The 24974-nt window shown below is 67.8% G+C and carries 15 protein-coding genes; 14 read left to right on the top strand and 1 reads right to left on the bottom strand.

Going from position 1 to position 24974, the window contains the following annotated elements; translation table 11 throughout:
- The first annotated feature begins 11 nt into the window (after positions 1–11).
- Entirely contained in the window at positions 12–3428 is a 3417-nt protein-coding gene (locus OG394_RS03595) for a putative Ig domain-containing protein (RefSeq protein ID WP_328993385.1), read from the top strand.
- A gap of 37 nt (positions 3429–3465) precedes the next feature.
- Here the strand turns inward: OG394_RS03595 and OG394_RS03590 are convergent, their stop codons facing one another.
- Positions 3466–4467: a LacI family DNA-binding transcriptional regulator gene (locus OG394_RS03590; RefSeq protein WP_328993384.1), complete on the bottom strand. Its 1002-nt coding sequence runs from the start codon at positions 4465–4467 to the stop codon at positions 3466–3468.
- Between the two features lie 178 nt (positions 4468–4645).
- Here OG394_RS03590 and OG394_RS03585 point away from each other — a divergent pair, with 178 nt between their 5' ends.
- The 13 genes from OG394_RS03585 (at position 4646) to OG394_RS03525 (ending at position 24968) form a co-directional block, all read left to right on the top strand.
- Positions 4646–7987, top strand: coding sequence for an alginate lyase family protein (locus OG394_RS03585; protein ID WP_328993383.1), 3342 nt, complete (start codon positions 4646–4648; stop codon positions 7985–7987).
- 11 nt (positions 7988–7998) lie between these two features.
- A complete protein-coding gene (locus OG394_RS03580; protein ID WP_328993382.1) occupies positions 7999–9759 on the top strand; it encodes a glycosyl hydrolase family 28 protein in 1761 nt (586 codons plus the stop codon).
- Between the two features lie 27 nt (positions 9760–9786).
- Positions 9787–11001, top strand: coding sequence for an alginate lyase family protein (locus OG394_RS03575; RefSeq protein WP_328993381.1), 1215 nt, complete (start codon positions 9787–9789; stop codon positions 10999–11001).
- A 141-nt stretch (positions 11002–11142) separates the two neighbouring features.
- A complete protein-coding gene (locus OG394_RS03570; protein ID WP_328993379.1) occupies positions 11143–11808 on the top strand; it encodes a response regulator transcription factor in 666 nt (221 codons plus the stop codon).
- Complete coding sequence (locus OG394_RS03565) at positions 11780–12727, top strand: sensor histidine kinase (RefSeq protein ID WP_328993378.1); 948 nt, start codon at positions 11780–11782, stop codon at positions 12725–12727. The genes OG394_RS03570 and OG394_RS03565 overlap by 29 nt, the downstream gene beginning before the upstream one ends.
- A gap of 78 nt (positions 12728–12805) precedes the next feature.
- Positions 12806–14137, top strand: coding sequence for a right-handed parallel beta-helix repeat-containing protein (locus OG394_RS03560; RefSeq protein WP_328993377.1), 1332 nt, complete (start codon positions 12806–12808; stop codon positions 14135–14137).
- Positions 14138–14416: 279 nt separating this feature from the next.
- Positions 14417–15061, top strand: a complete 645-nt coding sequence (locus tag OG394_RS03555; protein WP_328993376.1) for a sensor histidine kinase — start codon at positions 14417–14419, stop codon at positions 15059–15061.
- On the top strand, positions 15058–15699 hold the full coding sequence (locus tag OG394_RS03550) for a response regulator transcription factor (protein WP_328993375.1): 642 nt from the start codon (positions 15058–15060) through the stop codon (positions 15697–15699). The genes OG394_RS03555 and OG394_RS03550 overlap by 4 nt, the downstream gene beginning before the upstream one ends.
- Positions 15696–16409, top strand: coding sequence for a response regulator transcription factor (locus OG394_RS03545; RefSeq protein WP_328993374.1), 714 nt, complete (start codon positions 15696–15698; stop codon positions 16407–16409). Before OG394_RS03550 ends, OG394_RS03545 begins: the two co-directional genes overlap by 4 nt.
- Positions 16410–16505: 96 nt before the next feature.
- Positions 16506–17723 carry a DegT/DnrJ/EryC1/StrS family aminotransferase gene (locus OG394_RS03540; RefSeq protein ID WP_328993373.1) on the top strand — a complete coding sequence of 406 codons (1218 nt, stop codon included), beginning with the start codon at positions 16506–16508 and terminating at the stop codon, positions 17721–17723.
- On the top strand, positions 17720–19204 hold the full coding sequence (locus OG394_RS03535; RefSeq protein WP_328993372.1) for a polysaccharide biosynthesis protein: 1485 nt from the start codon (positions 17720–17722) through the stop codon (positions 19202–19204). The genes OG394_RS03540 and OG394_RS03535 overlap by 4 nt, the downstream gene beginning before the upstream one ends.
- Before the next feature lie 160 nt (positions 19205–19364).
- Positions 19365–20714, top strand: coding sequence for an RtcB family protein (locus OG394_RS03530; protein ID WP_328993371.1), 1350 nt, complete (start codon positions 19365–19367; stop codon positions 20712–20714).
- 27 nt (positions 20715–20741) lie between these two features.
- Positions 20742–24968 (top strand): right-handed parallel beta-helix repeat-containing protein, encoded by a 4227-nt coding sequence (locus tag OG394_RS03525; protein WP_328993370.1) that lies wholly within the window; start codon positions 20742–20744, stop codon positions 24966–24968.
- Positions 24969–24974 lie beyond the last annotated feature (6 nt).

Genomic DNA, 24974 nt, shown 5'->3' with positions numbered 1-24974 from the left:
CTGTGTCAGCCTTGGCCAGCCTCATCGCCGTCTCGCCTTCGGCCGACGCGGCGCAGCAAGGTCCCTACCCGACGGTGGTGCTGAACCAGGTCACCAGTAGCGCGGGTTTCGTCCATCCGGGCATCGGCGTGAGCGCGCAAAGCCTGGTAAACGCGCGTCAGCAGGTGCTCGCCGGTGTCGAGCCCTGGGCGTCCTACTACGCGGCGATGATCGAGACCAGGTTCGCGTCGCGGACCGTTCGCTCCGCCAACGCCGGAGCCCAGACCGATCTGCCGGCCAATGACGCGTTCAACTCGCAGGCGATCCAGTCGAAGTTCATCGAGGACGCGTTCGCCGCCTACACCCAGGCAATCCTGTATGTCATCACCGGCGATCCCGTCCACCGGGAGAACGGCCTGCGGATCGTCCGCATCTGGAGCCACATGGCTCCGGCGAAGTACGCGGTGTACCCCGATGCCCGCATCCACAGCCCTATCCCGTTGATGCGCTTGCTGGCGGCCGCCGAGCTCATCCGCTACTCGAGCGTCAACCCCGGTGAGTCCGGGTACGACGTCGCGTGGCACGACTCGGACACCACCAACCTCACCACGAACCTCGTCGTACCGCTGACTGACACCTTCCTTTACCACAACGGCTACTTCATGAACCAGCAGGCCTACGCGAACGTCGGCGCGCTGGCCGGTTACATCTTCACCGACAATCTCCCGCGATACCGCGAGGGGGTCGAGTGGTTCTCGGTCAACTCCACCAGCCCGAACCATCACACCAGCGGCGCGCTGGCGTCGTACATCCGGCGGATCGACAAGGGCGACCCGCTGAACCCCTTCGGCTACTCCTTCGTGCAGGTCCAGGAGATGGGGCGCGACCAGGCGCACGCGTGGGACGGCGTCAACGCGTTGACCACGACGGCCCGGATGCTCACGGTGCAGGGCACCCGGCTCGACCCGGTGAACGGGACCGTGTCGACCCGGAGCAACGCCGTATCGCCGTACCGGTTCCGCGACAACCGGCTCCTCGCGGGGGCCGAGGCGTTCTTCGCTTACATGATGGGCAAGAACGTTCCCTGGATCGACACCACGGGCAGGCGCGGCAAGTTGTCCGAGGCTTATCGCGGCCGGCAGTTCGAACCGAGCGACGAGCTGTACGACGTCTACAAGTACGCCCTCGGGGTCGACGTCGAGAGGCAAGCGCCCAGCGTCGCGCAAATGCGCCGACAGGCTGACGGACCGAAGTTCCACTGGGGCACCTCGGCGTACAACTTCTGGAACAGCAACCCCGACTACAACCCGGACTACTGGCTCTCGCTGCCGCCGGCCGTCGCTGGACAGGCCCGTCCCCCGCAGACCAACGCGCTGGTCCAGGTCGAGAACCGCAGCCTCGCGTTCGACGACCGCTCGGCAGTGCTGCGCGAGCCGGACCTCGGCTTCGTCCGAATGCATGCCTCAGGCAACAACGGCACCACGATCGCCATCCGGACCCTGCTCTACGACAACCGGAACGGATACAGCCCGGTCGGGATCCGGATCCGCACCAACGGCAGGTCGACGCTTCAGATCAGGAAGGACCGGTCCCTCGCCCCCTACCACTCCCTGACGCTGCCCGACACCCACGGCCAGTGGCGCTATCTGACGTACGACATGGACTACGCCGTACTTCCGGGCAGCACCGGCGGCGAGAACCTGGCGTACTACACAGTCGTCGGCTCATCGAAGGTCAGCGTCGACATCGACCACGTCAACCTCCAAGCGAAGGCACAGCTCACCCCGCCGTCATTCCCCCAAGGGCAGCGCGTCACGCTCATCGGCGTTGCCGGCGCCTCCCTGTCGCGGTCGCTCGCCGCAACCGACAAGCCGGGTGAGACCGTGACCTACGAGGCCCAGTCGCTGCCTGACGGTGCGACGCTCGACCCAGCAGCGGGCACACTGACGTGGACGCCCACGAGTGATCAGGTCCGCAGGCATCAGACGTACGTCGTGGCATCCGACGGTACGACGAATACGGTGCTCAACGTCGCCGTCGTGGTCGCCCCCAACCGCCAGCACGCTGTCAGTGCCGCGCTCGAGGGATTCGACCCCGACGCGACGTACGTCAAGGCGACGCTCGACCGGCTCAACGCCACTCGAGCCGCGGTCGAGGCATCAGTTGACACGGCCGACGACGGCACCTTCCTCGCCGGTCTCGTCACGCTGCAGGACGCGGTGAAGAACCTGCAGCTCCTGAACCCGCAGCTCGCTGACGGTTCTCTCAAGTACCCGGGCCTGGTCACCACGACGCTGTCCGCCACGGCACCGGCGAACCTGATCGACGACGACATCAATACGTTCTCAGGCGACCTCCGGGCACCCTTCACGCTGGACTTCGGTGCCGGCTTCCGGGTCCGCGCGGACGCCTTTGGTCTGCAGGCCCGCTACAACTTCGGGAATCGGTCGCAAGGGGCGAACGTCTACGGCTCGAACGACGGTACGACTTGGACGCTCCTGACCTCGCGGGAGACGACCGATACCACCGCCCAGGGGTTCGCGATGGAGACGATCCCCGTGCGCAACGACGTACAGGGAAAGACCTTCCGGTTCTTCAAGGTGCAAGTCGACCACCCCGGTGTGCCGACCGATCCGGCGTACCCGGGGCTCTCGTCCTTCAGCGAGCTAAGGATCCACGGCGTCCGCGTGGAGACGGCACTGGCGATCTCGACGGCAACGCTCTCCTCCAGTAACCCGGAACCTGCGAAGGCCATCAACGGCGACACCGTCACCCTCGACCTCGTCGCCACCAGGCCGCTGAGCGCCGTCACTGCCACGATCGAAGGCGTCAACGCCAACGTCACCAGCAGCGACAACCAGCACTGGCGGGCCACTGCGGTGCTACCTGAGAACGTCGGCTACGGGCGTGCGCTGCGATTCGCTGTCGACTACACGACCGACGATGGTCAGCCGGGCGCGACCGTCTACCAGACCACCGATGGGTCGACGCTCGAGCTGTGGAACAACCACGTCCAGCTCGTCGCGGTCGACCGGGCCTGGGTGAACGCGTCCACGCCCGCATGGCCGGGCACCGGAACCACGGCCGACAACGGCTGGCGCATGTTCGACGGCGACGTCTCCACCGCGACCGACACCACCAGCGCGAACGGATGGGTGACGGTCACGCCCACCAACGGTTCTCTGGTGGACTTCGACGCGGTCCGGGTACGGCCACGCGCGACCTTCCCGGCCCGGGCCAACGGCACCACGGTGCAGGGATCGACCGACGGCGGTGCCACCTGGCAGACGCTTGCCACGATCAGCGGCGTCACGAGCGACCAGCAGTGGTATTCGTTCACGTTGCCGCAGCACGCGTCGGTGCCGATGGTCCGCATCCTCGACGAACACGGCGGCAACACCAATCTCGCCGAGGTGCAGTTCCTCCAGTTCCACGATCTACCTCGGTAGCAGCGGCCAGGTCCGGGCCGATCCCGCCCGGACCTGGTCACGGCCGCGGTGGCGCGGTGCTCTCGCGGATGACGAGCCGGGGCGCCAACGAGATCACCTCGGCATCATCGACGCGGGACGCGAGCTGCCCGAGCAGCTTGTGGACGGACTCCTGCGCAAGCTTCGCGATCGGGAACGCCACGGTGGTCAACGGCGGATACGCCTGTCCGGCCGCGGCGATGTCGTCGATACCGATCACTGAGAGGTCCTCCGGGACTCGCCGGCCAAGTGCGGCAGCGGCCTGCAGTACGCCGAGGGCCAGCAGATCGTGGGTCCCGATGACGGCCGTCACGTCCGGGGACTCGGTCAGCACCCGCGTCGCGGCCTCGAAACCTCCGTGCAGAGACTTCGCCGTCGTGTCCTGGATGCGCGCCGGACGAATGGCGATCGAGCCTTCCGCCAGTGCGCGTTCCGCACCCCTCAGCCGCACGCGATGCGCCGGGAACTCGCCGACCACCGCGATCTCCCGATGGCCGAGCTCGCGGAGATGCTCGCCGGCGAGATAGCCCGCCTGCCCGTGATCGAACGTCACCACGGGTGCGCCGGCCGGGATCTCGGCCTCGGCCCCACACAGGACGAACGGCAGCGACAGCTCTCGCACCAGGTCGAGGTGATGGCCGACATTGCCGTCGTCGAAGAGGATCAGGCCGTCGATGTACCGCCGTTTCAGCGTCGTCAACTGCCTGGCCGCACGTTCCGCGTCACCGTCCGTCGTACAGAGCGCTATGCCATAACCGTGGGCCTCGAGCTCGCGCTCGAGCCGCTCGATCAGCTCGGTGTAGAACGGATTCGCCAGCGTCGGCAGCACCAGGCCGATCATCATCGTCCGCCCGGTCGCCAGCCCCCGGGCGAGCAGGCTCGGGGTGTAGCCGAGCTCGGCGATCGCGCGTTCGACCCGGGCCCGGGTGTCGGCCTTGACCACCGGCCGCTGGTTGATGACGTTGGAGACCGTCTGCTTGGTCACTCCCGCACGGAGTGCGACGTCTTTGATCGTGACCACCGGCTGCCCCCTTGGCTTGTGGCTTGAACGGTCCAATTGTGGCCCGCAGAGAGCTCTTGGGAAGCTATTCGATCGATCAAATCGGCCCGAAACTTTCCAAACAGGACCTGGTATTGACCGGTCCAAAGACGCCCGGAAGGGTAATGCCCGCCCCGCCCGCCTGCTGAGGGAGTGCTCCATGGCAGTACCAGACGTGAGCCGCCGCACCCTGTTGATCGCCACCAGCGGAGCCGTGCTCGCCTCGCAGCTCGAGTTCGCGGACGCCACAGCGGACGCCGCACCGGCCGCCGCACCGGCCGGGATCGGCACGCCGTCCGGTCCCGAGCAGGGGTTCGCCCACCCCGGTCTCCTGCACACAGCCGACGACCTGGCGCGAATGCGAACCGCGGTCGCCCTGCGGCAATCCCCGATCTACGACGGGTTCCAGGCGCTGGCCGCGCACGGCAGGTCGTCGTACGACTATGTGATCCGCAACGCCGGTCACATCACCTCCTGGGGTCGCGGCCCGGCGAACTTCATGAACGAGGCGGTCAGCGACTCCGGAGCGGCGTACCAGAACGCGCTGATGTGGTGCGTCACCGGCGAGGTCCGGTACGCCGACAAGGCCCGCGACATCCTGAACGTGTGGGCCGCTAGCCTCGAGGCGATCACCGGTGCGGACGGCCAGTTGGGTTCGGGGCTACAGGGTTTCAAGTTCGTCAACGCGGCGGAGCTCCTGCGGCACAGCGGCTACACCGGCTGGGCGGCGGCCGACGTCGAGAAGTGCGTCGAGTCGTTCCGGGCGGTCTGGTACCGCTCGTTCTCCGGCACCGCATTGTTCGCCAACGGCAACTGGGACGTCGCGGCGTTGCAGGCGATCCTCGGTATCGCGGTCTTCTGCGACGACCGGGTGATGTTCGACGACGCCATCCGGTACGCGGTGGCCGGCGCCGGCAACGGCCGGATCGAGCACATCATCGTCGAGGCGAGCGGCCAGGGTCAGGAGAGCGGGCGCAGTCAGGCGTACGCCCAGTTGGCGCTCGGTCTGCTCGTCAACACGGCCGCGGTCGCCTGGAACCAAGGCGTCGACCTCTTCGGGCATGCCGGCGACCGGATTCTGCGCGGCTTCGAGTACACGGCCCGCTACAACCTCGGTGACGACGGCATTCCCTTCGTTCCCGACCTCGATCGCACCGGCAAGTACCTCAAGAAGGCCGTTGCCGTCGGCAACCGAGGACAGTTCCAGCCGATCTACGAGCTCGCGTACGCGCACTACCGCAGCCGTCGCGGCCTGAGTACGCCGTACCTGGAGGGCGTGGTGTTCCGGGGTGGCACCCGATTCGTCGAAGGCGGCAGCGACGACCACCCGGGCTGGGGAACCCTGACTCACGCGCAGCCACCAGTCACCGGATCGGCGCCAACCGCACCACCTGGCAGCCCGTCCGGTCTCACCGCGCGGAGCTCGGCGGACGGCGTCGTACTGGCGTGGGCCCGATCCGTCGAGCCGGCGAGTTGCTCGGACGCGACGAGCTACACGATCAAACGGGCGGCGACCGCGACCGGTCCGTTCCAACCAATCGCGAGCCGGGTCACGACCACCGGCTACACCGACTCGACCGCCAGGAAAGGGCAGGCGTACTACTACACGGTCTCGGCGTCCAACGCCGTCGGCGATAGCGCGGACTCGCTCCCGGTACGTCGCACCGGATCCCTGCCGTTGCCGTGGGCAACGAAAGACGTCGGCCAGACCAACCGTCCGGGGAGCACGGACTTCGACGGCGAGACGTTCGTGCTCGAGGCGGCCGGCACGGACGTCGGCGGGGTCGCGGACAGCTTTCGGTTCATCTGGCTGCCGATGTCGGGTGATGGTGTCGTCACCGCGCGGGTGGTCCATCCGGTCAGCTCGCAATACGCCACCGTCGGCGTGATGATGCGGCAGTCCCTCGCCGCGAACTCCGCGCACGCGTCGATGCTGATCAAGGGACTCCCCCTGCACACGTGGAGTGGCGTCTGGACGGTCCGGCCGTCCACCGGAGCGCCGTCCACGGGAGCGGGCAGCACTCTCGTCCCGCCCTCACAGCAGCAGGCCATCACCGTCAACGCCGGCTTCCCCATCTCCAACCTCGGCACACTGCCGCAGTCCGCCACCCCGCTGGCCGCGCCGTACGTCGAGGCCGCCAGCGACGGGTATCGCCTCCGGCGCCCGTATTGGGTCCGCATTATTCGTAAGGGCGACAGGTTCACCGGGTCGATCTCCCCCGACGGCAAGACCTGGACCGAGGTCGGTTCGTCGAAGGTCCGCCTTGGCAACCAGCTGTACGTCGGAATCGCCGCCTGCTCCGCCCTGGGCGACGCCGAAACGACCACCGCCGCGTTCGACAACGTCTCGGCACCTGGCTGGTCGGTACGGCGTCCGGACGCGCCCGTCGGCGAGCTGACCGCGAGGAGCGCGACGAGCGCCGTCGAGCTTGCCTGGACCGATCCCGACTTGTCCGCCACCTACACGGTCCACCGCAGTACGACGCCCGGTGGCCGGTATGGGGTGATCGCCGAGGGCGTGTCGGCCGTGGGCTTCGGCGTCGAGACGCGATACCGCGACGCGTCCGGCGTGCCAGGAACGACGTACCACTACGCGGTGACCAAGACCAACGTCGCCGGCGCCGGTCCGCGCTCCAAGGAAGCCGCTGCCACGATGCCCAACCCGCCGGCACCCGTGATCACCGGTACGGCGACCGCCTTCGCCAACGTGGGCAGACCTTTCCACTACCGGATCGACGCGACGAACGACCCGACCGCGTTCGCTGCGACCGGGCTCCCGCCAGGCCTATCCGTCGATGCGAGCACTGGGATCATCTCCGGAACACCAAGCAGGCAAGGCGATTTCGCGATCGACTTGACGGCGGCCAACGCCACCGCTGCCGCGACAGCGCGGGTTGCTCTGACCGTCGCGTCTCCCCCACCCGCGCCCTGGGCCTATCGCGATATCGGCGACCACGTGCTGGACGAGCGTCAACTCGGCACGTATAGCGCCGTCGCGATTCGCACCCCTGGGATCACCAGCCACGAGAACGGCAGCTTCACCGTGCGCGGCGCCGGCTCCGACCTGAACGTCATCAATCAAGGCATGGCCGCCCACTACGCCTCCGTGCCGGTCATCGGCGACCGCACGATCACCGCTCGGATCGCCAGCAGCCAGCCCGGCCGGGTCGGCCTGATCATGGCCAAGTCGTTGTCCCCCTTCGACCAGCTGGCCGGCGCAGTCCTGACGGGCGACAAGTCGCAGTTCGTACGACGCCTGCGCGTGGCGACCGGTCTCGTCACGACCGAAGCCGTCGGCGCGGCGGCTTGGCTGCGCTTGCGTCGTACCGGCGAGGCGTTCGTCGCCGAAACCTCTGCCGACGGCCAGACCTGGACCGCGCTCGGCGTGCCCGCCACGATCCCGGGCTTCGGCGATGCGCCGTACCACGCGGGACTGGTCGTCGTCTCCCGCGATCCCTTCGTCCTCAACACCACTGTCTTCGACCACGTGTCGATCAGCTAAGGAGTCCGCCCATGTCCGGAGACCTCACCCGTCGCCGCCTGCTTCAAGCCACCGGTGCCACCATCGCCGCCGGCTACCTCACCACCCAGGCAAGCGCCGCCGACGCGACCACCGCCGCCGCACCCCCGCTCGTTGTCACCTACCCGATCCCCGACGGCATCGCGCAGGGTGCGACGTTCGACGTGAAGGTTCGTACGCCGCAGGGCAAGTGGCAGCCTGTGTCGACGTACTCGGTCAACTTGAAGATGATCAACGCCAAGACCGGTGCCGGTGAGATCAAGAAGTCGTCGCTCGCGTACTTCGACTTCGCCGGCACGGTCGAGGTGATGGTGACGTACACCAAGGGCACGGTGCGCAGGGCGCGGATCCGGCCGCTGTCGTACGGGATCGAGCCGCGGGCCGAGGACAACACGCTCAGGTTCACCCTGACGGAGCCGCGCAAGATCGTCGTCGAGGTGAACGACGAGCTCTTCGACTGCCTGCACCTGCTGACCCGGCCGATCGAGGCCACCCGGCCGACCGCCGACGATCCCAACGTCATCTACTACGGCCCTGGCGTGCACACGACCGCGACTGGTGAGGTGGTCGTGCCGAGCGGCAAGACCGTCTATCTGGCCGGTGGCGCCGTACTGAACGCATCGGTGAACTTCAAAGGCGTGACGAACGCCGGCCTGGCCGGGCGCGGCCTGATCTACGGCACGAAGGCCGGCGGCTCGACGATCGTGGACTCGAAGAACATCCGCATCGACGGCGTGAGCATGCTCAACCTCACCTCCGGATACGCGATCACGGCCGGCCAGTCCGAGCAGGTGACGATCACGGACTTCGGCTACTTCAGCGCGGGCCAGTGGGGCGACGGCATCGACATCTTCTCCAGCAGCGAGGTGCTGATCGACAACTCGTTCCTGCGGTGTTCCGACGACTGCATCGCCCTCTACACCCATCGCTGGGACTACTACGGCGACACCCGCAACGTGACCGTCCAGAACTCGAGCCTGTGGGCGGACGTGGCGCACCCGATCAACGTCGGAACGCACGGCAACACCGCCCAGCCCGAGCTGCTCGAGAACCTCACGATCAGCAACGTCGACATCCTCGACCACCGCGAGCCGCAGAAGATGTACCAGGGCTGCATCGCGCTGAACCCGGGCGACAGCAACCTGGTCCGCAACGTACGGATCGAGAACGTCCGGGTGGAGGACTTCCGCTGGGGACAGTTCATCCACCTGCGCGTCGCGTACAACCGCTCGTACAACACCTCGGTCGGACGCGGTATCGAAGGCGTCTACGTCAAGAACCTCAGCTACACCGGCCAGAACGCCGAGGCCGCGATGATGCTCGGGTACGACGAGACCCACGCCATCAAGGACGTCACGTTCCAGAACCTCGTCGTCAACGGCACCGCGATGGCCGCCACTATGCAGAAGCCTCGCTGGTTCACGGTCGCCGACATGGCCAACATGCACGTCAACGAGCACGTGACGAACCTTCGGTTCCTCGACTCGGCCACCGCCCCGACGGACGCCCCTCCCGCCATCACCAGTTCCGCAGCGGCCGAGCTCACCGCCGGCGCATCGGCCGTCTACACGATCAGCGCGACCGGCTACCCGTCCGGCTTCGACGCCCAGGGCCTGCCCGCCGGGCTCGCCGTGGACAAGACCACCGGCGTCATTTCTGGCGCACCCACCACACCTGGCACGTACGACGTGACGCTCAGCGCGTCGAACGTCGTCGGCGCCATCACCAAGCCCCTGCGACTCTCCGTCCGATAGCACCGCCCCACCGAAGGAGAAGGCCGTATGAAGGAGATCAATCGACGCACGATTCTCAAGGCTGCCGCCGGCGTGACCGTCGCTGGTATGGCGGCCGGTGCCGGCGCCGTCTCGCTCGACCGGCGAGCGGACGCGGCACCGGCCACGTTCACCCACCCGGGTGGCCTGCACAACTGGGGTGACCTCAACCGGGCCAAGGTGCGGGTTGCCGCGGGCAACGACCCATGGCTGGCCGGGTGGAACCGCCTGACGGCCAACTCTCACGCCCAATCGACCTGGCGGCCGAACCCGCAGGCCACCATCATCCGCGGCGGCACCGGTCAGAACTACGGCATCCTCTACAACGACATCCACGCCGCCTACCAGAACGCCCTGCGCTGGTCGGTCCAGGGCTCGAGCGCGCACGGTGACTGCGCGCGCGACATCCTCAACGCATGGTCCGCCACGCTCACGACGGTGACAGGTAACGCAGACCGGTTCCTGGCGGCCGGCCTCTACGGCTACCAGTTCGCCAATGTCGCCGAACTGATGCGCGGCTACCCGGGCTTCGACCTGGCCCGGTTCAAGACGATGCTGCTCAACGTCTTCTACCCGTTGAACAACCAGTTCCTGCTCAACCACAACGACGCCTGCATCACCAACTACTGGGCCAACTGGGACCTGTGCACCATGAACTCGATCCTCGCGATCGGGATCCTGTGCGACGATGCCGCGAAGTACGACCAGGCGGTGAACTACTTCAAGACCGGCGCCGGCAACGGCTCGATCCGGCACGCGATCCCGTTCGTGTACGGCGACCAGGGGCTCGCACAGTGGCAGGAGGCCGGGCGCGACCAGGGCCACACCGTGATGGGCATCGGGCAGATGGGTGCCTTCTGCGAGATGGCGTGGAACCAGGGCGAAGACCTCTACGGCTACGACGGCAACCGGTTCATGAAGGCCGCGCAGTACGTCGCGAAGTACAACCTCGGCCAGGACGTTCCGTTCACCAAGTACACCTGGGGCAACGGCCAGAACTGCGCGTATAACGAGCACACGGTGATCTCCAGCGCGGGTCGCGGCCAGCTCCGGCCGGTGTGGGAGATCCTGCATTTCCACTACACGCGCCGGAAGTCCCTCTCCGTGCCCTACATCTCCGCAATGGCAGCGCAGGTCCGCCCGGAGGGAGGCGGCGGCGACTACGGATCGACCAGCGGCGGCTTCGACCAAACCGGCTTCGGCACCCTGGCCTACGCCAAGTAGTCCTGGAGTCACCGGAACCACTGGGCGCCGTTCGCCAAATCTCTCCCCCTTCCGGGCCTCCAGGTCTGGCGTGGACAGGCCACCGTGGCCACAATGGGCCGCGGGGGATCAACAAACGGTCATCATCCTGAGGGGGGCAAGATGACCAAAATTTTGGTGGTGGACGACGAACCAGACCTGGTGAGGTTCGTCCGGAGGGCTCTGGAAACAGAGTCCTACCAGGTGCTCACGTCGACGAATGGGCTCGACGGCATCCGGCTCGCCCTGACCGAGCGACCGGATCTGGTGATACTCGACCTGATCATGCCGGGAGTCCACGGCGAAGCGGTGCTGTCCGCGTTGATGGCACAGGATCCGAGCATGCGGGTGATGGTCCTGTCGGCGACCGGGGACGCCCAGCTGCGGATCTCCTGTCTCGAGCAGGGTGCGATCGACTTCCTGGCCAAGCCGTTCGCCGTCCGGGAGCTCATCGCCCGAGTGCGCAGCCGGCTCCAGGAGACTGCCGGCTCGAGGCGGCGGGACACGCTGCAGGTCGGCGACGTCGTACTGGACCTGCAAGCGCGGCAACTGCTCGTCGACGGGAAGACCACGGCCTTGTCACAGCGGGAATTCCTGCTCCTGCTGCACTTGATGCGCAACCCGGACACGGTCTGCTCGCGGCAGGAGTTGCTGTCCGAGGTCTGGGGCTACGACTTCGACCCGGCGACCAACGTGGTCGACGTCTGTATCGGCCGGTTGCGCGCCAAGGTGCGGCCGGATCTCATCGTGACGGTGCGGAATGTCGGCTATCAGCTCCAGAGCGCCTGAGCCGCTGACGGCGCCCGCCGTCTCGGTACTGCGCCCCGGGGCCGCGCTGGCGGTCGATCTCGGCCTGGCCGCGTTCGTCGTGGCGATGGTCGGGCTGATGGTGGCGCTGCCCGGGCGCGAAGCCGCTCCGTTCCACTGGTTGTTCGTCGCGCTCTCGCTGGCGTACGGGCTCGTGATGGTCTGGCACGCCCGGCGCCGGGCGACCGCGCTGCGACAGGTCGAGGAGCTGGCTGCGCGGCAGCTCGCCGGTCTGGACCGGGAGCGCGAGTTCTTCCGTGACGCCTCGCATGCCATCCGGACGCCGGTGACGATCGCTCGCGGCCACCTCGAATTGGCGACCGGGAGCGAACTGCCGGACGGCGTACGTCAGGACCTGATCGTCGCCCTCCAGCAACTGGAGCGGATGTCGGCCCTGTCGAACCGGCTGCTCGCACTCGCCCGGCTCGACGCGGGAGAGGCCCTACGCTGCCAACCGACCGATCTGGCCGAGCTCGTCGGGCGGATCGGCCGCAACTGGTCGGCGAGCGCCGACCGGGACTGGCGGATCCGCAACGAGCCGACCGGCGTCGTCTCGCTCGATCCCGAGTGGATCGCCTTGGCGGTCGATGCGCTGGTCGAGAACGCCGTGCACTTCACCGCCGACGGCGGCACGATCACTGTGGGCTGCCAAGCGCTCGACACGACCTGCACGATCACGGTGACAGACTCGGGGCCCGGCATCGATGCCGAGGATCTATCGAAGGTCTTCGACCGGTTCTGGCATCGGATGCCGCCGAACGGGCAGATGGGCAGCGGCCTGGGCCTGTCGATGGCACACGCGACCGCGGCGGCCCACGGCGGCGCGCTCGCGGCCCGCAACCATCCCCTCGGCGGCGCGGTGTTCGAACTCACCCTGCCGCGGCCCGCCCAAGCGACCTGACCGGTCTCGTCCAGTGGACGCCGGAGGCTACGTCGTTTGCGCGATGCGACGGTCCCGTCACGCTCCTACCGTGAATATATGAGACTGACCAGGGTTCTGGGACTGTGCGCCACAGCGCTGGTGCCGGCCGGTCTGCTGGCGATCCCCTCAGTCGCCCAGGCCGCGACCACGTCTCTGTACGTCGACAAGACCGCGGCATGCTCGGACTCCGGCCCGGGCACCGCGACGACGCCGTACTGCACGATCGGCAAGGGGGTGAGCCGGCTCGCGGCCGGCTTCACCCTGTACATCGGCAACGGGAGTTACGCCGAGACGATCAAGCCCGTCGCCTCCGGCACCGCGGCGGCGCCGATCACCATCACGAAGTGGTCGGGACGCAACCCGACCATCGTCGGCGGCTCCTACTACGGCGCCAACCTGACCAGCCGCAGCTACGTCATCCTCTCCGGACTGACCTTCGCCGGCACGGTAGCTGACGGCATCTACGTGTATAAGGGCGACCACCTCACCATCACCGGCAACAGAGTCAGTGGTGCGGGCCGCCCCACCTCGGGCAAGACAGCGCCCGGGATCAGCATTCGCGGCGCCACCTCCTCGGTGGTGAGCGGCAACTGGGTGCACCACAACAACGGCACCGGCATCGTGCTCAACGCCGGGGCCACCGGCATCACGGTGACCGGGAACAACTCGAGCTTCAACGCCGAGGGCTACCGGCGCAACGCGAATGGCATCAACGTGATCAGCCCCGGCAACTCCATCCTGCGCAACGTCGCCCACACCAACGAGGACTCCGGGATCCAGTTCTACACCGGCGGTAACAACAACCTGGCGGCGCTCAACGTCACCTACAACAACGGCGACCACGGCATCGACAATCTCAACGTCACCGGTGGCCGGATCATCGGCAACACCGTCTACCGCAACTGCACCTCGGGCATCAACGTCGAGGGCAGCTCGGGCAACTTCCAGGTGTTCAACAACATCGCCGCCGACAACGCCGTCTACCCCGCCTACAACGGCATCTCCTGCGCCCGGCGGGCCGGCAACATCGGGATCTTTGACTCCGCCCCGGCCAGCACCGTGGTCGATCACAACCTGGTCTGGCTGACCAAGGCCGGCAAGATGTACGTCTTCAAGTCGAGCTACTACTCGCTGGCCGCCATGCAGGCCGCGACCCACCAGGAGTCGCATGGCGTGCAGGCCGATCCTCGCTTCGTCGGGGCCGGCTGGTGGAACCTGCGGCTGCTGGCCGGGTCGGCCGCGATCGACCGTGGCCACTCCGGTGTCTCGGGTGCGCAGGCGACCGACCTCGAGGGCCGCGCGCGGTACGACGATCCCGCGACGGCGAACACCTTCGCCGAGGGACCGCGCCGGTACGACGATCTGGGCGCGTACGAGTTCCGGCCCTGAACCGGCGTCACGGTCCGTGAGACTCTGGCCGCGCGGTCAGGGTGAACGGTAGATGACGGAAAAATGACCACATCATGACGACTCGACCAAAATCGGTCGTTTCAGGCGGGGAAAAGCATCTACTGGAGCCCTCAGACCGAGACGTGTCTGCTCTTGGGGGACCCATCGAAGCGGCGACGACAGGATAACTGTCCGTAACCGACGTCGGTGGGCTTAGAGCAGGCACGGATCCGCGTGGGCAGGCGGATCGCTCGGTGATGACTCTGAGGGGGGTCACAGATGAGCGCTGTCAGGGTGCCGGAGCCATTCGTCGCGGACGGGTCTCCGACCAGCGGTGCGGAGCAGCAGCTTATGAGGCTGTGCCACGACCTGCGGCAGTACGTCGCCGCAGGCCTCTTGCTGTCCGAAGCCAGGCCTGGCCAGGAAGCCGGGCAGACCCGGATGACCCTGATCCACCAGCAGTTCACCGCGATCGCCGAGATCCTGGCCGTGGAGTGCGACCGCGGCCAGGACAACGGCGCGGTGGATCTGACCAAGCTCGCGACCGAATGCACCGATGTCGCGCGGCTCACGCATCGAGGCCGGATCACGGCCCGGCGGTCGAAGCAGGTACTCGTGCACGGCGAACGCACCCTGCTGAGACGCGCGGTCGGGAACATGGTCGACAACGCTTGCCGCGCTGCCGGCCCCAACGGATCGGTGACCGTCAATGTCGGTGTGGACGCCGACGAGGCCACGGTCGAGGTCGTTGACGACGGCGCCGGTTTCGGCGGCATCAGCTCCGGTACCGGTCACGGCCTGCAGGTCGTCGCCGCTGCTGTCCGAGCCTGCAAGGGTCGGCTGGAGATCTCCAGCGGCCCGGGCGTCGGCACTACTGTCCGGCTTTGCCTGCCTGCGCTGCGACGGCCGGTGAGACCGGCATGAGAGTCGCCGTTTGCGACGAGCAATGGTTGTTCGCGTCCGTCCTGGCCTCGGCTCTTGCCCAGCAGGGTCACCAGATCGTGTTGACCACGGACGACCCTTTGGTACTGATGGACCAGGCGGCTGACGTCCATCCCGAAATCTGTGTGCTGGACATCCTGACCGGTCCCCCATCCGTGGTGAAGATCGCCGAACAGCTGGCCGGACTCGCCCCCAGCCCGGCCGTCATCCTGCTCACCGACTCGTACCAGGACGGAGTCAGGGAAGCGTACGAACAAGGACTCGTCCAGGGCGTCGTCGACAAGTCCAGGCCGTTTTCGGTGCTGATGGCAACGATCGACCGCGTCGCCGCCGGTGAGCGGGTTTGCGATGGCTGGCAGGCGCCAGGGCGCCGACCGAGCAATGGTGTGGTCGACACGTTGACCAGCCGTGAGCTCGAAGTATTGCGGCTCGTCGTACAGGGATACTCGACCCAGCGCATGGCAGACCAGCTCGGCGTCAGCCGCCACACGATCCGTACCCATGTGCAGCAGGTCCTGCGGAAGCTCGGCGTTCATGGCCGGGGCAAGATCGCCCGGGCCGCCGGAGCAGCCGGATTGGTCGACGTGGCAACCCTGTCGAGCGAAGGTCCGCCGGGATGACTTCGGGTGCCGCGGGAGCGGTCATCCTGCTCGTCGACGATCATCGGGTGTTCGCGGATGCGCTGGCCGAGGCACTAGTGACCACCGATGGGATCGGCCGGGTCAGCCGCGCCTGGTCGCTGGACACGGCGCGCGCCCTGCTCGCCGCGGATCCACCCGATCTCGTCCTGCTCGACCTCGTTCTGGCCGGCGAATCCGGTTTCGACCTCCTTGCCGAACTCGCGCACGGCGAGGACGCGCCGGCCACGATCGTGCTGTCGGGAAGCAGCGAGCCGCGCCTGATCGTGAAGGCACTCGAGGGCGGAGCCAAGGGCTGGTTGTCCAAGACGACCCGGTTGGACGCCCTCGTCACCGCCGTCTGGCAGGTCCTCGACGGTCAGATGTATCTCGCGCCCGCGACGTTGCGGCCGGTACTGATGCACCTGCTGGCGGATCTGCGCGGACGCGACGAGGCGGCCGACTTCTTGGCCGATCTGACGCCGCGCGAGGTCGAAGTACTGCGGTGTCTGGTGTCCGGGATGACCAGGGCCGAGGTCGCCCAGCACTTGTTCGTGTCGATGAACACCGTCCGCACCCACGTGCAGAGTCTGCTCCGCCGATCGGACCAGCACTCGGCGCTGGCGCTGGTCGCCTTCGCCCGGTCACACGGAGTGAAAGGCATCGACGAAATCGACGATCTCCGGGCCACGGCCGGACCCGGATCGCCCTAATGACGTAGGCGTTCTCACCCCCACGTCGGGCGCGAGCCACGCTCACAGCCCGTAGCGTCGGGATCAATACAGAGGTGCTCTGAGGGGGGCAACGGGATGACGACCCGAACCAACGCTCTGCCGCGTGCCGTACCGGCCGAAGACGTCCAGGTACCGTTCGCGGACTGTTACATCTCGGCCGAGGCGCAGATGGCCGCGTTGCGCGTGCTCCGCTCCGGCTGGGTGACCACCGGCAAGGAAGTGGCCGGCTTCGAGACCGAGTTCGCGGCGTACGTCGGCGCCGGGCACGCGGTCGCCGTTTCCTCGTGTACGCACGGAATCGAGCTCGCGCTCCGGTCATTCGGACTGCCGCGCGGATCAGTGGTCCTCACCTCCACGCTGACGTTCTGCGGCGCGGTCCAGGCGATCGTGCACGCCGGACTGCACCCGGTCCTCGTCGATGTGGATGCGGTCACCGGCATGCCGACGCCCGCCACCGTGCGGGACGCCGTACGGGCCTGCGGGCAGCCGGCGGCGATGACGGTGGTGCACTGGGCCGGCGACCTCGCCGACGTACCGGCGCTCGCCGAAGCCGCCGGGCTGTCGCTCGACCAGGTCGTCGTCGACGCGGCCCACGCCATCGGCACCTACGCCGGGTCGACGCCGATCGGCTCGCAGTGCGGAGCGACCTGTTTCTCCTTCTACGCAACGAAGAACCTGCCCCTCGGTGAGGGCGGCATGGTCACCACCGACGACCCCGAACGCGCCGGCTGGTTGCGTCAGGCCCGTTTACACGGGATGACCGCGGACGCCTGGCGGCGTTATCTCCCCGGCGGTGGCTGGCGCTACGACGTCGCCGAGGCCGGCCTGAAAGCCAACATGACCGACATCCAGGCGGCGATGGGACGCGCCCAGCTCGCCCACCTGCCGGCCTGGCAACGTCGCCGGGCCCAGATCGCCGCCCGGTACGACGCATTGCTGGCCGCGCAGCCCGGTATCGGACTCCCCCATCGCCCCGAGCCCGGCACCGGAACGCATGCCTGGCACCTGTACCCGATCCGGCTGGCAGCCGGCATCGAGCGTGACGAAGTGATCGCGGAACTCGCCGGCCGCGCGATCGGCACCTCGGTGCACTTCATCCCCGTCCACCAACTGACGTACTTCGGCCGAGTCGCATCGATCCCGCCGGGCGGGATGACCGGGGCGGACGCGCTGTTCGACCAACTGCTGTCACTGCCGATCCACCCGAGGCTGACCGACACCCAGATCGATGCCGTGTGCGCGGCGTTGGCGGACATCACGCACCGGCGGTTCTCCAGAAAGGGATCGGAATGAGTCAGCCCGTGCTGCTACGGCAAGAAGAGAAGAACCTGCTGCGGACCATCGTGGTCGGGGCCGGTGAGGCCGGCCTCGCGCTGGCCCGCGACCTGCACCGGGTCAGCTCGTTCGGGCTTCAGCCGGTGGGCTTCCTGGACGACGACGCCGCGAAGCAGGGCCGGCGGTACGGCGGACGCCGGGTACTGGGCACGCTCGCGGATCTCGAGGATGTGCTGGAACGCAGCCGCGTCGACGTCGTCGTCGTCGCCATCCCGTCGATGCCTTCGTACGAGGTGAAGCAGCTCGGGCTGCGAGCCGCCGCGCAGGGTGTCACGGTGCTGCACCTGCCGCCGTTCCTGTCGGCTCTGCAACGCCAGATCGCCGGGACCGATATGCGCGCTCTTCAGGTCGGACCGCTGATCGGCCGCCCGGAGATGCACGTGGTCAGCCGCGGCGTGGCCGACGCGATCGCCGGCAAGCGGGTGCTGATCACCGGGGCCGGCGGCTCGATCGGCAGTGAGCTCTGCCGCCAGGTGTACGGCTTCCGGCCGGCCGATCTGATCATGCTCGACCACGACGAGTCCAACCTGCACCGGACGCAGCTCGAGCTTTGGGGCGAGGCGTTGCTCGACACCGAGAGCACGGTCGTCGCGGACATTCGCGACGCCGAGCGAATCCACCAGCTGTTCCGCGACCACCGGCCACAGATCGTCTTCCACGCGGCGGCGCTGAAGCACCTGCCCGTGCTCGAGCGCCATCCCTGCGAGGGGGTGAAGTCGAACGTCCGCGGCACCGAGAACCTGGTCGAGGCGGCGATCGCGTACGACGTCGAGCGGTTCGTACTGATCTCCACCGACAAGGCGGCCAACCCGGCCTCGGTGCTCGGGGCGACCAAACGCCTGGCCGAGCTCGTGCTGGAGGCACATAAGGGGTCGGACACCGTGCTGACAGCGGTCCGGTTCGGGAACGTGCTCGGCAGCCGGGGCTCGCTCCTGCACATCGTCCGCGACCAGCTCGCCAGCGGCTCCGAGGTGACCGTCACGCACCCGGAGGTGAGCCGCTTCTTCATGACCATCGAGGAGGCGGTCGGCCTGGTCCTCGAAGCGGCCCGGATGGCCGACGGCTCCTCGACCTACGTTCTCGACATGGGCGACCCGGTCCGGATCGTCGACCTGGTCCGCAACTTCGCGACGCTGCTGAACATCCGCGACGTGAAGTTCAAGTACACCGGGCTGCGTCCCGGCGAGAAGCTCACCGAGGAACTCTTCGGCTCCGGGGAGGAAGCACTGCCGACGGATCACCCACGGATCTCGATGACGCGCCCGCCGAGCGCCGTACCCGGCTTCCGGGCCGGGCTGCGCGAGCTATACGACGCGGCCTCACACAACCGGCCCGACGAGGTGTTCCGGCACCTGCGCCGGCTCGTCCCGGAGTACACGCCGGCGCCCGGGCTGGTGTCCGCGGCCACCGCGGGCGCGCCCTACCCGGACGACTTCTGAGCAGCGGCTTGCTGCCAGAGACCACCCGAAACGACTGCGAGGCGAGATGACCACTGAAGGCAGGCGACCACTCCCGAACGTCCGCGTCCTCGACTCGACTGTCAACGCCCCCCCGACGGTCTTTGATGACCCCAGCCTGCTGCCGGCTCACCCAACCACGGTGTCAGCGCTGCATCATCAGGTCGGGGGCGCGGACCTGGCCGCACCGCCTGTCGTTCTGCCCGACTTCCACCACAAGTCGAAGATGGAACTGCCGTCGAGCGTCGCCGTCGCGACCACCGGCACGATCCGGCCCGACCTGACCAGTTCGTCGGTGAACTGCGGAATGGCGCTGATCGCCGTCGACTGCGAGGTACCGGACGACCGGGCGATCGACACCTACACGCGGGCAGTTCGGGAGCGCTTCCCCTATCCGACCCGCGGCACCCGCGAACTGTCCCGCTCCGAGGTGGTCAAGGCGATCAAGGACGGCTCGCAGTTCAGCGTCGACCGGTGGGATGCCCCGGCCGACGACCTCGAACGCATCGAGGAAGGCGGCCGGATCGACCTCGAGCGGTACGGCGGTGTCGAACGGCTGCAGTCGGAACTACCCGGCTTCGCCTTCCAGCTGGCCCGCTACCGGTTCGGCACGGTCGGGCCGACCAACCACTTCGTCGAGCTGCAACGGGTCGAGGAGATCCTCGATCCCGACCGGGCCGCCAAGCTGGGTGTGGCCGAAGGGCAGCTCACCATCCAGTACCACGGTGGTGGCGGTGTCTTCACCGGCGAGATCGGCCGCCTGTTCTTCCGCCGCAAGGACTACCCGCGTCAGATCCAGGCCGTCAACGCCGCGCTCAAGCCCTGGTTCCATCTCCGGACGGCCAGGTCCTTCGCCCAGCTGAGGGCCCGGCTGAGCCTCTACTTCACCGACGGTTGCACACCGCTGGAACTCGCCAGTGACGAAGGTCAGCGGCTGATGCTCGCGACCGCGGCCGCGATGAACTACGGGTTCGCCTTCCGGACCGCGACGTACGCCGCGCTGCGCAAGATCGCGGCCGAGACCTTCGGCGGCGCCACCGGTCGTCTCGTCGTCGACTCACCGCACAACAGCATCTACGAGGAGCCTGTCGGCGACACCATGGCCGTGGTCCACCGGCACAACTCCTGCCGTGCCTTCCCCGCCGAGATGATGACGCCGGGAACCACCTTCGCCGACACCGGCCAGGCTGTTCTGCTGCCCGGCACGCATCGCACGTCCAGCTACCTCGCGGTCGCGGGCGACCGTGCGGCCGACAGTCTCTACTCGGCCTGCCACGGAGCCGGGACGATCGTCTCCGACCTCGTCACCCGGGGCGTCTCCGGCAACGATCCGCTCGGCCGGAAGACCCGCCGCTACCGATACGACGACACCGCGCCGGCCGACGCGTACCACTTCGACGACCTCGGCGTGAATGCGGCTCTGGACGTCCTTGTCCGCAACGGGTTGGTCAAGCCCGTAGCCCGCATGCGGCCCGTCGCCGTACTCCACTAACCAGTCGCTTCAGATTCGGGAGAGATCATGTTCAGACGGCTCAAGAAGGTAGCGGCCGGGTCGGTCATGATCCTCGCCGCGCCAAGCCTGCTGGTACTCACGAGCAGCACGGCGGCAGCGGCCGGCACGGGGTACTGGGTGGACAACACCGCGGCGAACTGCAGCGACACGCTGGTCGGCGCCGGCACGCAGGCCATGCCGTTCTGCACCATCACGCAGGGGACCAAGAAGGCGATCGTCGCCGGCGACACCGTGCACGTCGCTCCCGGAACGTACCGCGAACAAGTCACCATCAACGCGTCCGGCACGGCCGCCGAACCGATCACCGTGATCGGCGACGGACCAGGTGTCGTCGTGCTCGGCACCCGTGCCCTCGGCGGCGCGGCGCTCTGGACCGCGACGAGTACGACAGCCTGGAGTACGCCGTACGCACCGCCCTCGGCACCTCGCCAGGTCTTCCTCGACGGGCAGCGACTGGCCGCCGCGACCTCGGCGACCACAACCTCGACGAACAGCTGGTTCTACGACACGACCGCCAAGATCCTGTACGTCGACACGGGCGGCAGCAATCCCGGTGACGGCCACCTGATCGAGGCGGGCGCCCAGTCGTTCGGCGTGACCGCGACCGGCCGCCAGAACGTTGTCATCAGCAACCTCGAGGTGATCCGGCCGAACTTCGCCGGAGTCCGACTGGTGTCCGCGACGGGGGCCACGGTCGATCACGTCACCGCCTCGCAGTCCGCGAGCAACGGCATCCTGATCGAGTCCAGTCCGGGCGGCGGAAACGTCGTCAGCGCGGCAGCGGTCGACGGTTCTCTGTCCACCGGCATCCGGGTGGCCGGCTCCAGCGGCGTCACCGTCACCGGATCCACCAGTCATCACAACGGCCTGCACGGGATCGGTCTGTCCACGTCGGCGAACAACGTGATCGACGGCAACACCACCTATGCGAACACGTCGTCCAGCCCGACCACCACCTCTACCGGTATCGACATCAACACGAACTCCCCCGACAACACGATCGTCAACAACGTCACCTACCAGAACCAGGACACCGGCGTACAGATCTACAACGGGTCCCACCGCGCTCTGGTAGTCCGCAACATCGCGTACGCCAACGGTGACCACGGCTTCGACACGCTCTCCTCGACCGGCGTGCGCTACCTGAACAACACGTCGTACGCGAACCGCCGCGACGGCATCTCCGTCGAGGGCTCGTCCACCGGCGCCACGCTGGCCAACAACCTGATGGTCGACAACGGCATCACCGCGAGCTCGTTCAACCTGTTGGTCGACACGAGTTCCCTCTCCGGTTTCAGCGGCGACTACGACACCGCGTACAACCACACCACCGCGGCGACCACCAAGGTCGGTGCCACGGTCTACCAGAAGTTGTCCATGTACGCGGCGGCCAGCGGCCAGGAGAGTCACGGATCATCACTCGACCCTGACCTCGTCAGCCCCGCTTCGGGAGACTTCCGGCTGACAGCAGGCTCGACCGCGGTCGACTCGGCAAACTCCGCCGCGACAGGCTTCCGCGCGACCGATCCCGCCGGCGACCCGCTCGCCGACGATCTGATCGTGGCGAACACCGGCGCCGGCAGTCCGGCGTACGCCGACCGCGGCGCGCTGGAGTTCCAGCCGGTCGCCGGGGCGACGAACTACGCACCGCACGCGGCACTGATCCTGGACCCGGCCACCGTGGCCGCACCGCCTTCGGTCCCGGTGACCGCCGACGCCAGCGGTTCGAGCGACGCCGACAACAACGGCATCGCGTCCTACACCTTCGACTTCGGCGACGGCACCGTGGTCGGCCCGCAGGCGGCACCGACGGCCAGCCACCAGTACGCCGGTCCCGGCAGCTACGCGATCACCGTGACCGTTACGGATGCGGCTGGTCTCACCGACTCGGCGAGCGCGCAAGAGGTCGTCAGCACGCGGCCGCTCCAGACGTACTCAGTGGAGCAGACGAATCCCGCCTGCAACGACACCGGTCCGGGTAGCGCGGCTTCGCCGTTCTGCACGATCGGCGCGGCCACCAAGAAGCTCCTCGCGGGTGACACCGCACTCGTCGGACCTGGTCAGTACCGCGAGCAGGTCAGCTTCACCAGCAGCGGCGAACCGGCCAACCCGATCACGCTGAAGGCGACCTCGCCGAGCGCGGTCATCGTCGGCACGAACGACGTCTCCGACGCGGCCGGCTGGACCACCACCGCGACGACCGCCTGGAAGCACGCCTTCGCCGTCACACCCACCCAGGTCTTCCTGGACGGCCAGCCATTGCCCAAGGCAACGAGTGCGACGACGACCACGACGAACAGCTGGTTCTACGACGCCGCCACCACGAGCCTGTACGTCGACACGGGCGGCACCAACCCTACCGCCGGCCACGTCGTGTCCGCGGGTGCCCGCAGCTTCGGATTCCTGGTCCGCCAGGTCAACGACATTGCCATCTCCGGATTCGCGCTGCGCCAGCAGAACTTCAACGCGGTGGCGCTGGACCGGACCCAACGCGTCACCCTCGCCGATCTGGACGTCGCCCAGGCCGGAGCTCCCGGCGTCACGGTAGACGCGTCGAGCAACGCGAAGCTGACCGGCATCCAGTCGGCCTTCAACCTCTCGATCGGCGTCCGGTTCTTCAACTCGACCGACAGCGAACTGCGCGCCTCGGTCACGCACGAGAACCAGCACCACGGTGTCAGCGTCCAGGGCAGCACACGGGTGACGGTGGCCGGCGTGGTCACCTACCTGAACAAGCGGTTGTCCACCCGGATCGCCACCGGTATCGACGTCAGTGCGTCGTCGCAGCAGACGCTGATCGAGGCGAACCTCGCGTACGGCAACGACGATTCCGGCATCGAGATCTACAGCGGCTCGACGGCGACGACAGTCCGCCGCAACGTCGTCTACGACAATGGCGATCACGGCATCGACACGTCGTTCGCGCCGAACACCACGGTGCTGTCGAACACAGTCGTACGCAACGCCACCGCCGGGATCAACTTCGAGGGCGGATCGACCAACTCCACCAGCCGCGACAACGTGGCGATGGACAACGCGGTCGGCAGCACCCGGACGGTCAGCGACATCCGGGTGGACGAGGCGTCGATCCCGGGCACGACGCTGAACCGGGACCTGGTCTTCCAGAGCATCGAGGGTGGCGCCCTGTTCGAGTGGGCGTCGAAGGACTACAAGTCGATCGCGGCCTTCCGGGCGGCGAGTGGGCAGGAGTCCGCCGGCAAGGCGGCCAACCCGCGCTTCGTGAACGTGGCCGGCCGCGACCTGCACCTGACCAGCCAGTCCCCCGCGATCGACGCCGCGGACACCGGAGTGACCGGCTGGACCGCGACCAACCGCGACGGGTCCGCTCCCGCCGACCACCCGGGGGTCGCGAACACCGGGGTCGGACCGATCCTCTACGCCGACTTCGGAGCACTCGAGTACGTCGGACCGGTGGCCGCGGCGACCGTGACACCGGCAGGCGGGTTCGCGCCGCTGGACGTAACTGTGAACGGGTCGAGCAGCGCGGCCCTCGGCGCGCCGATCACGACGTACCGGATCGTCTGCGGCAACGGCACGGAATTGGCCACCTCTAGTGGCATCTGCCGCTACACAGCGGCCGGCACCTTCACGCCGACGCTTACGGTGACGGACGCGTCCGGTCTCAGCGACACCTGGACCAGCGCGCCGATCGTGGTCCAGCCGAACGGACTCCCGACCGCACGGCTGACCGCGACGCCCACCGAGGCCTACCGCCCGCAGGACGTCGTCCTCAACGCCAGTGCATCTACGGACGCTGACGGGAGGCCGCTGGCCAGCTACACGTTCGACTGCGGGAACGGCCAGACGACCGGTGCGCTGACGACGTCATCGACAACCTGCAGCTTTCCGAACGCGGGCACGTTCACCTCGAGAGTGACCGTTCACGACACGGCCGGTCTCACCAGCACCGCGACAGCACAGGTCAGGATCCTGGCCGACGTGCCGCCCACGGCGAATCTGACGTTGTCCAGGACGAGCATCCGCAGGGGCCAGTCGATCACCGCGAACGCCTCGGGGTCGACCAGCGTCGACAAGTCGCCGATCGCCACCTATCAGTTCAACTGCGGCAACGGACCAGCGAAGCCGGTCCAGACGACGCCGACCACCACCTGCACCTATCCCGACATCGGCCTGTTCACGGTCCGGGTGACGGTGACGGACACGGTCGGGCTGTCCAGCTCCACCACAAGGACGGTGTGGGTGCTGCTGTGAGGCACA

The organism is Kribbella sp. NBC_01245 (assembly GCF_036226525.1).
GTDB lineage: Bacteria > Actinomycetota > Actinomycetes > Propionibacteriales > Kribbellaceae > Kribbella.
Note: the sequence above shows the minus strand (reverse complement) of the source record. Positions and strands in the feature narration are given on the sequence as shown.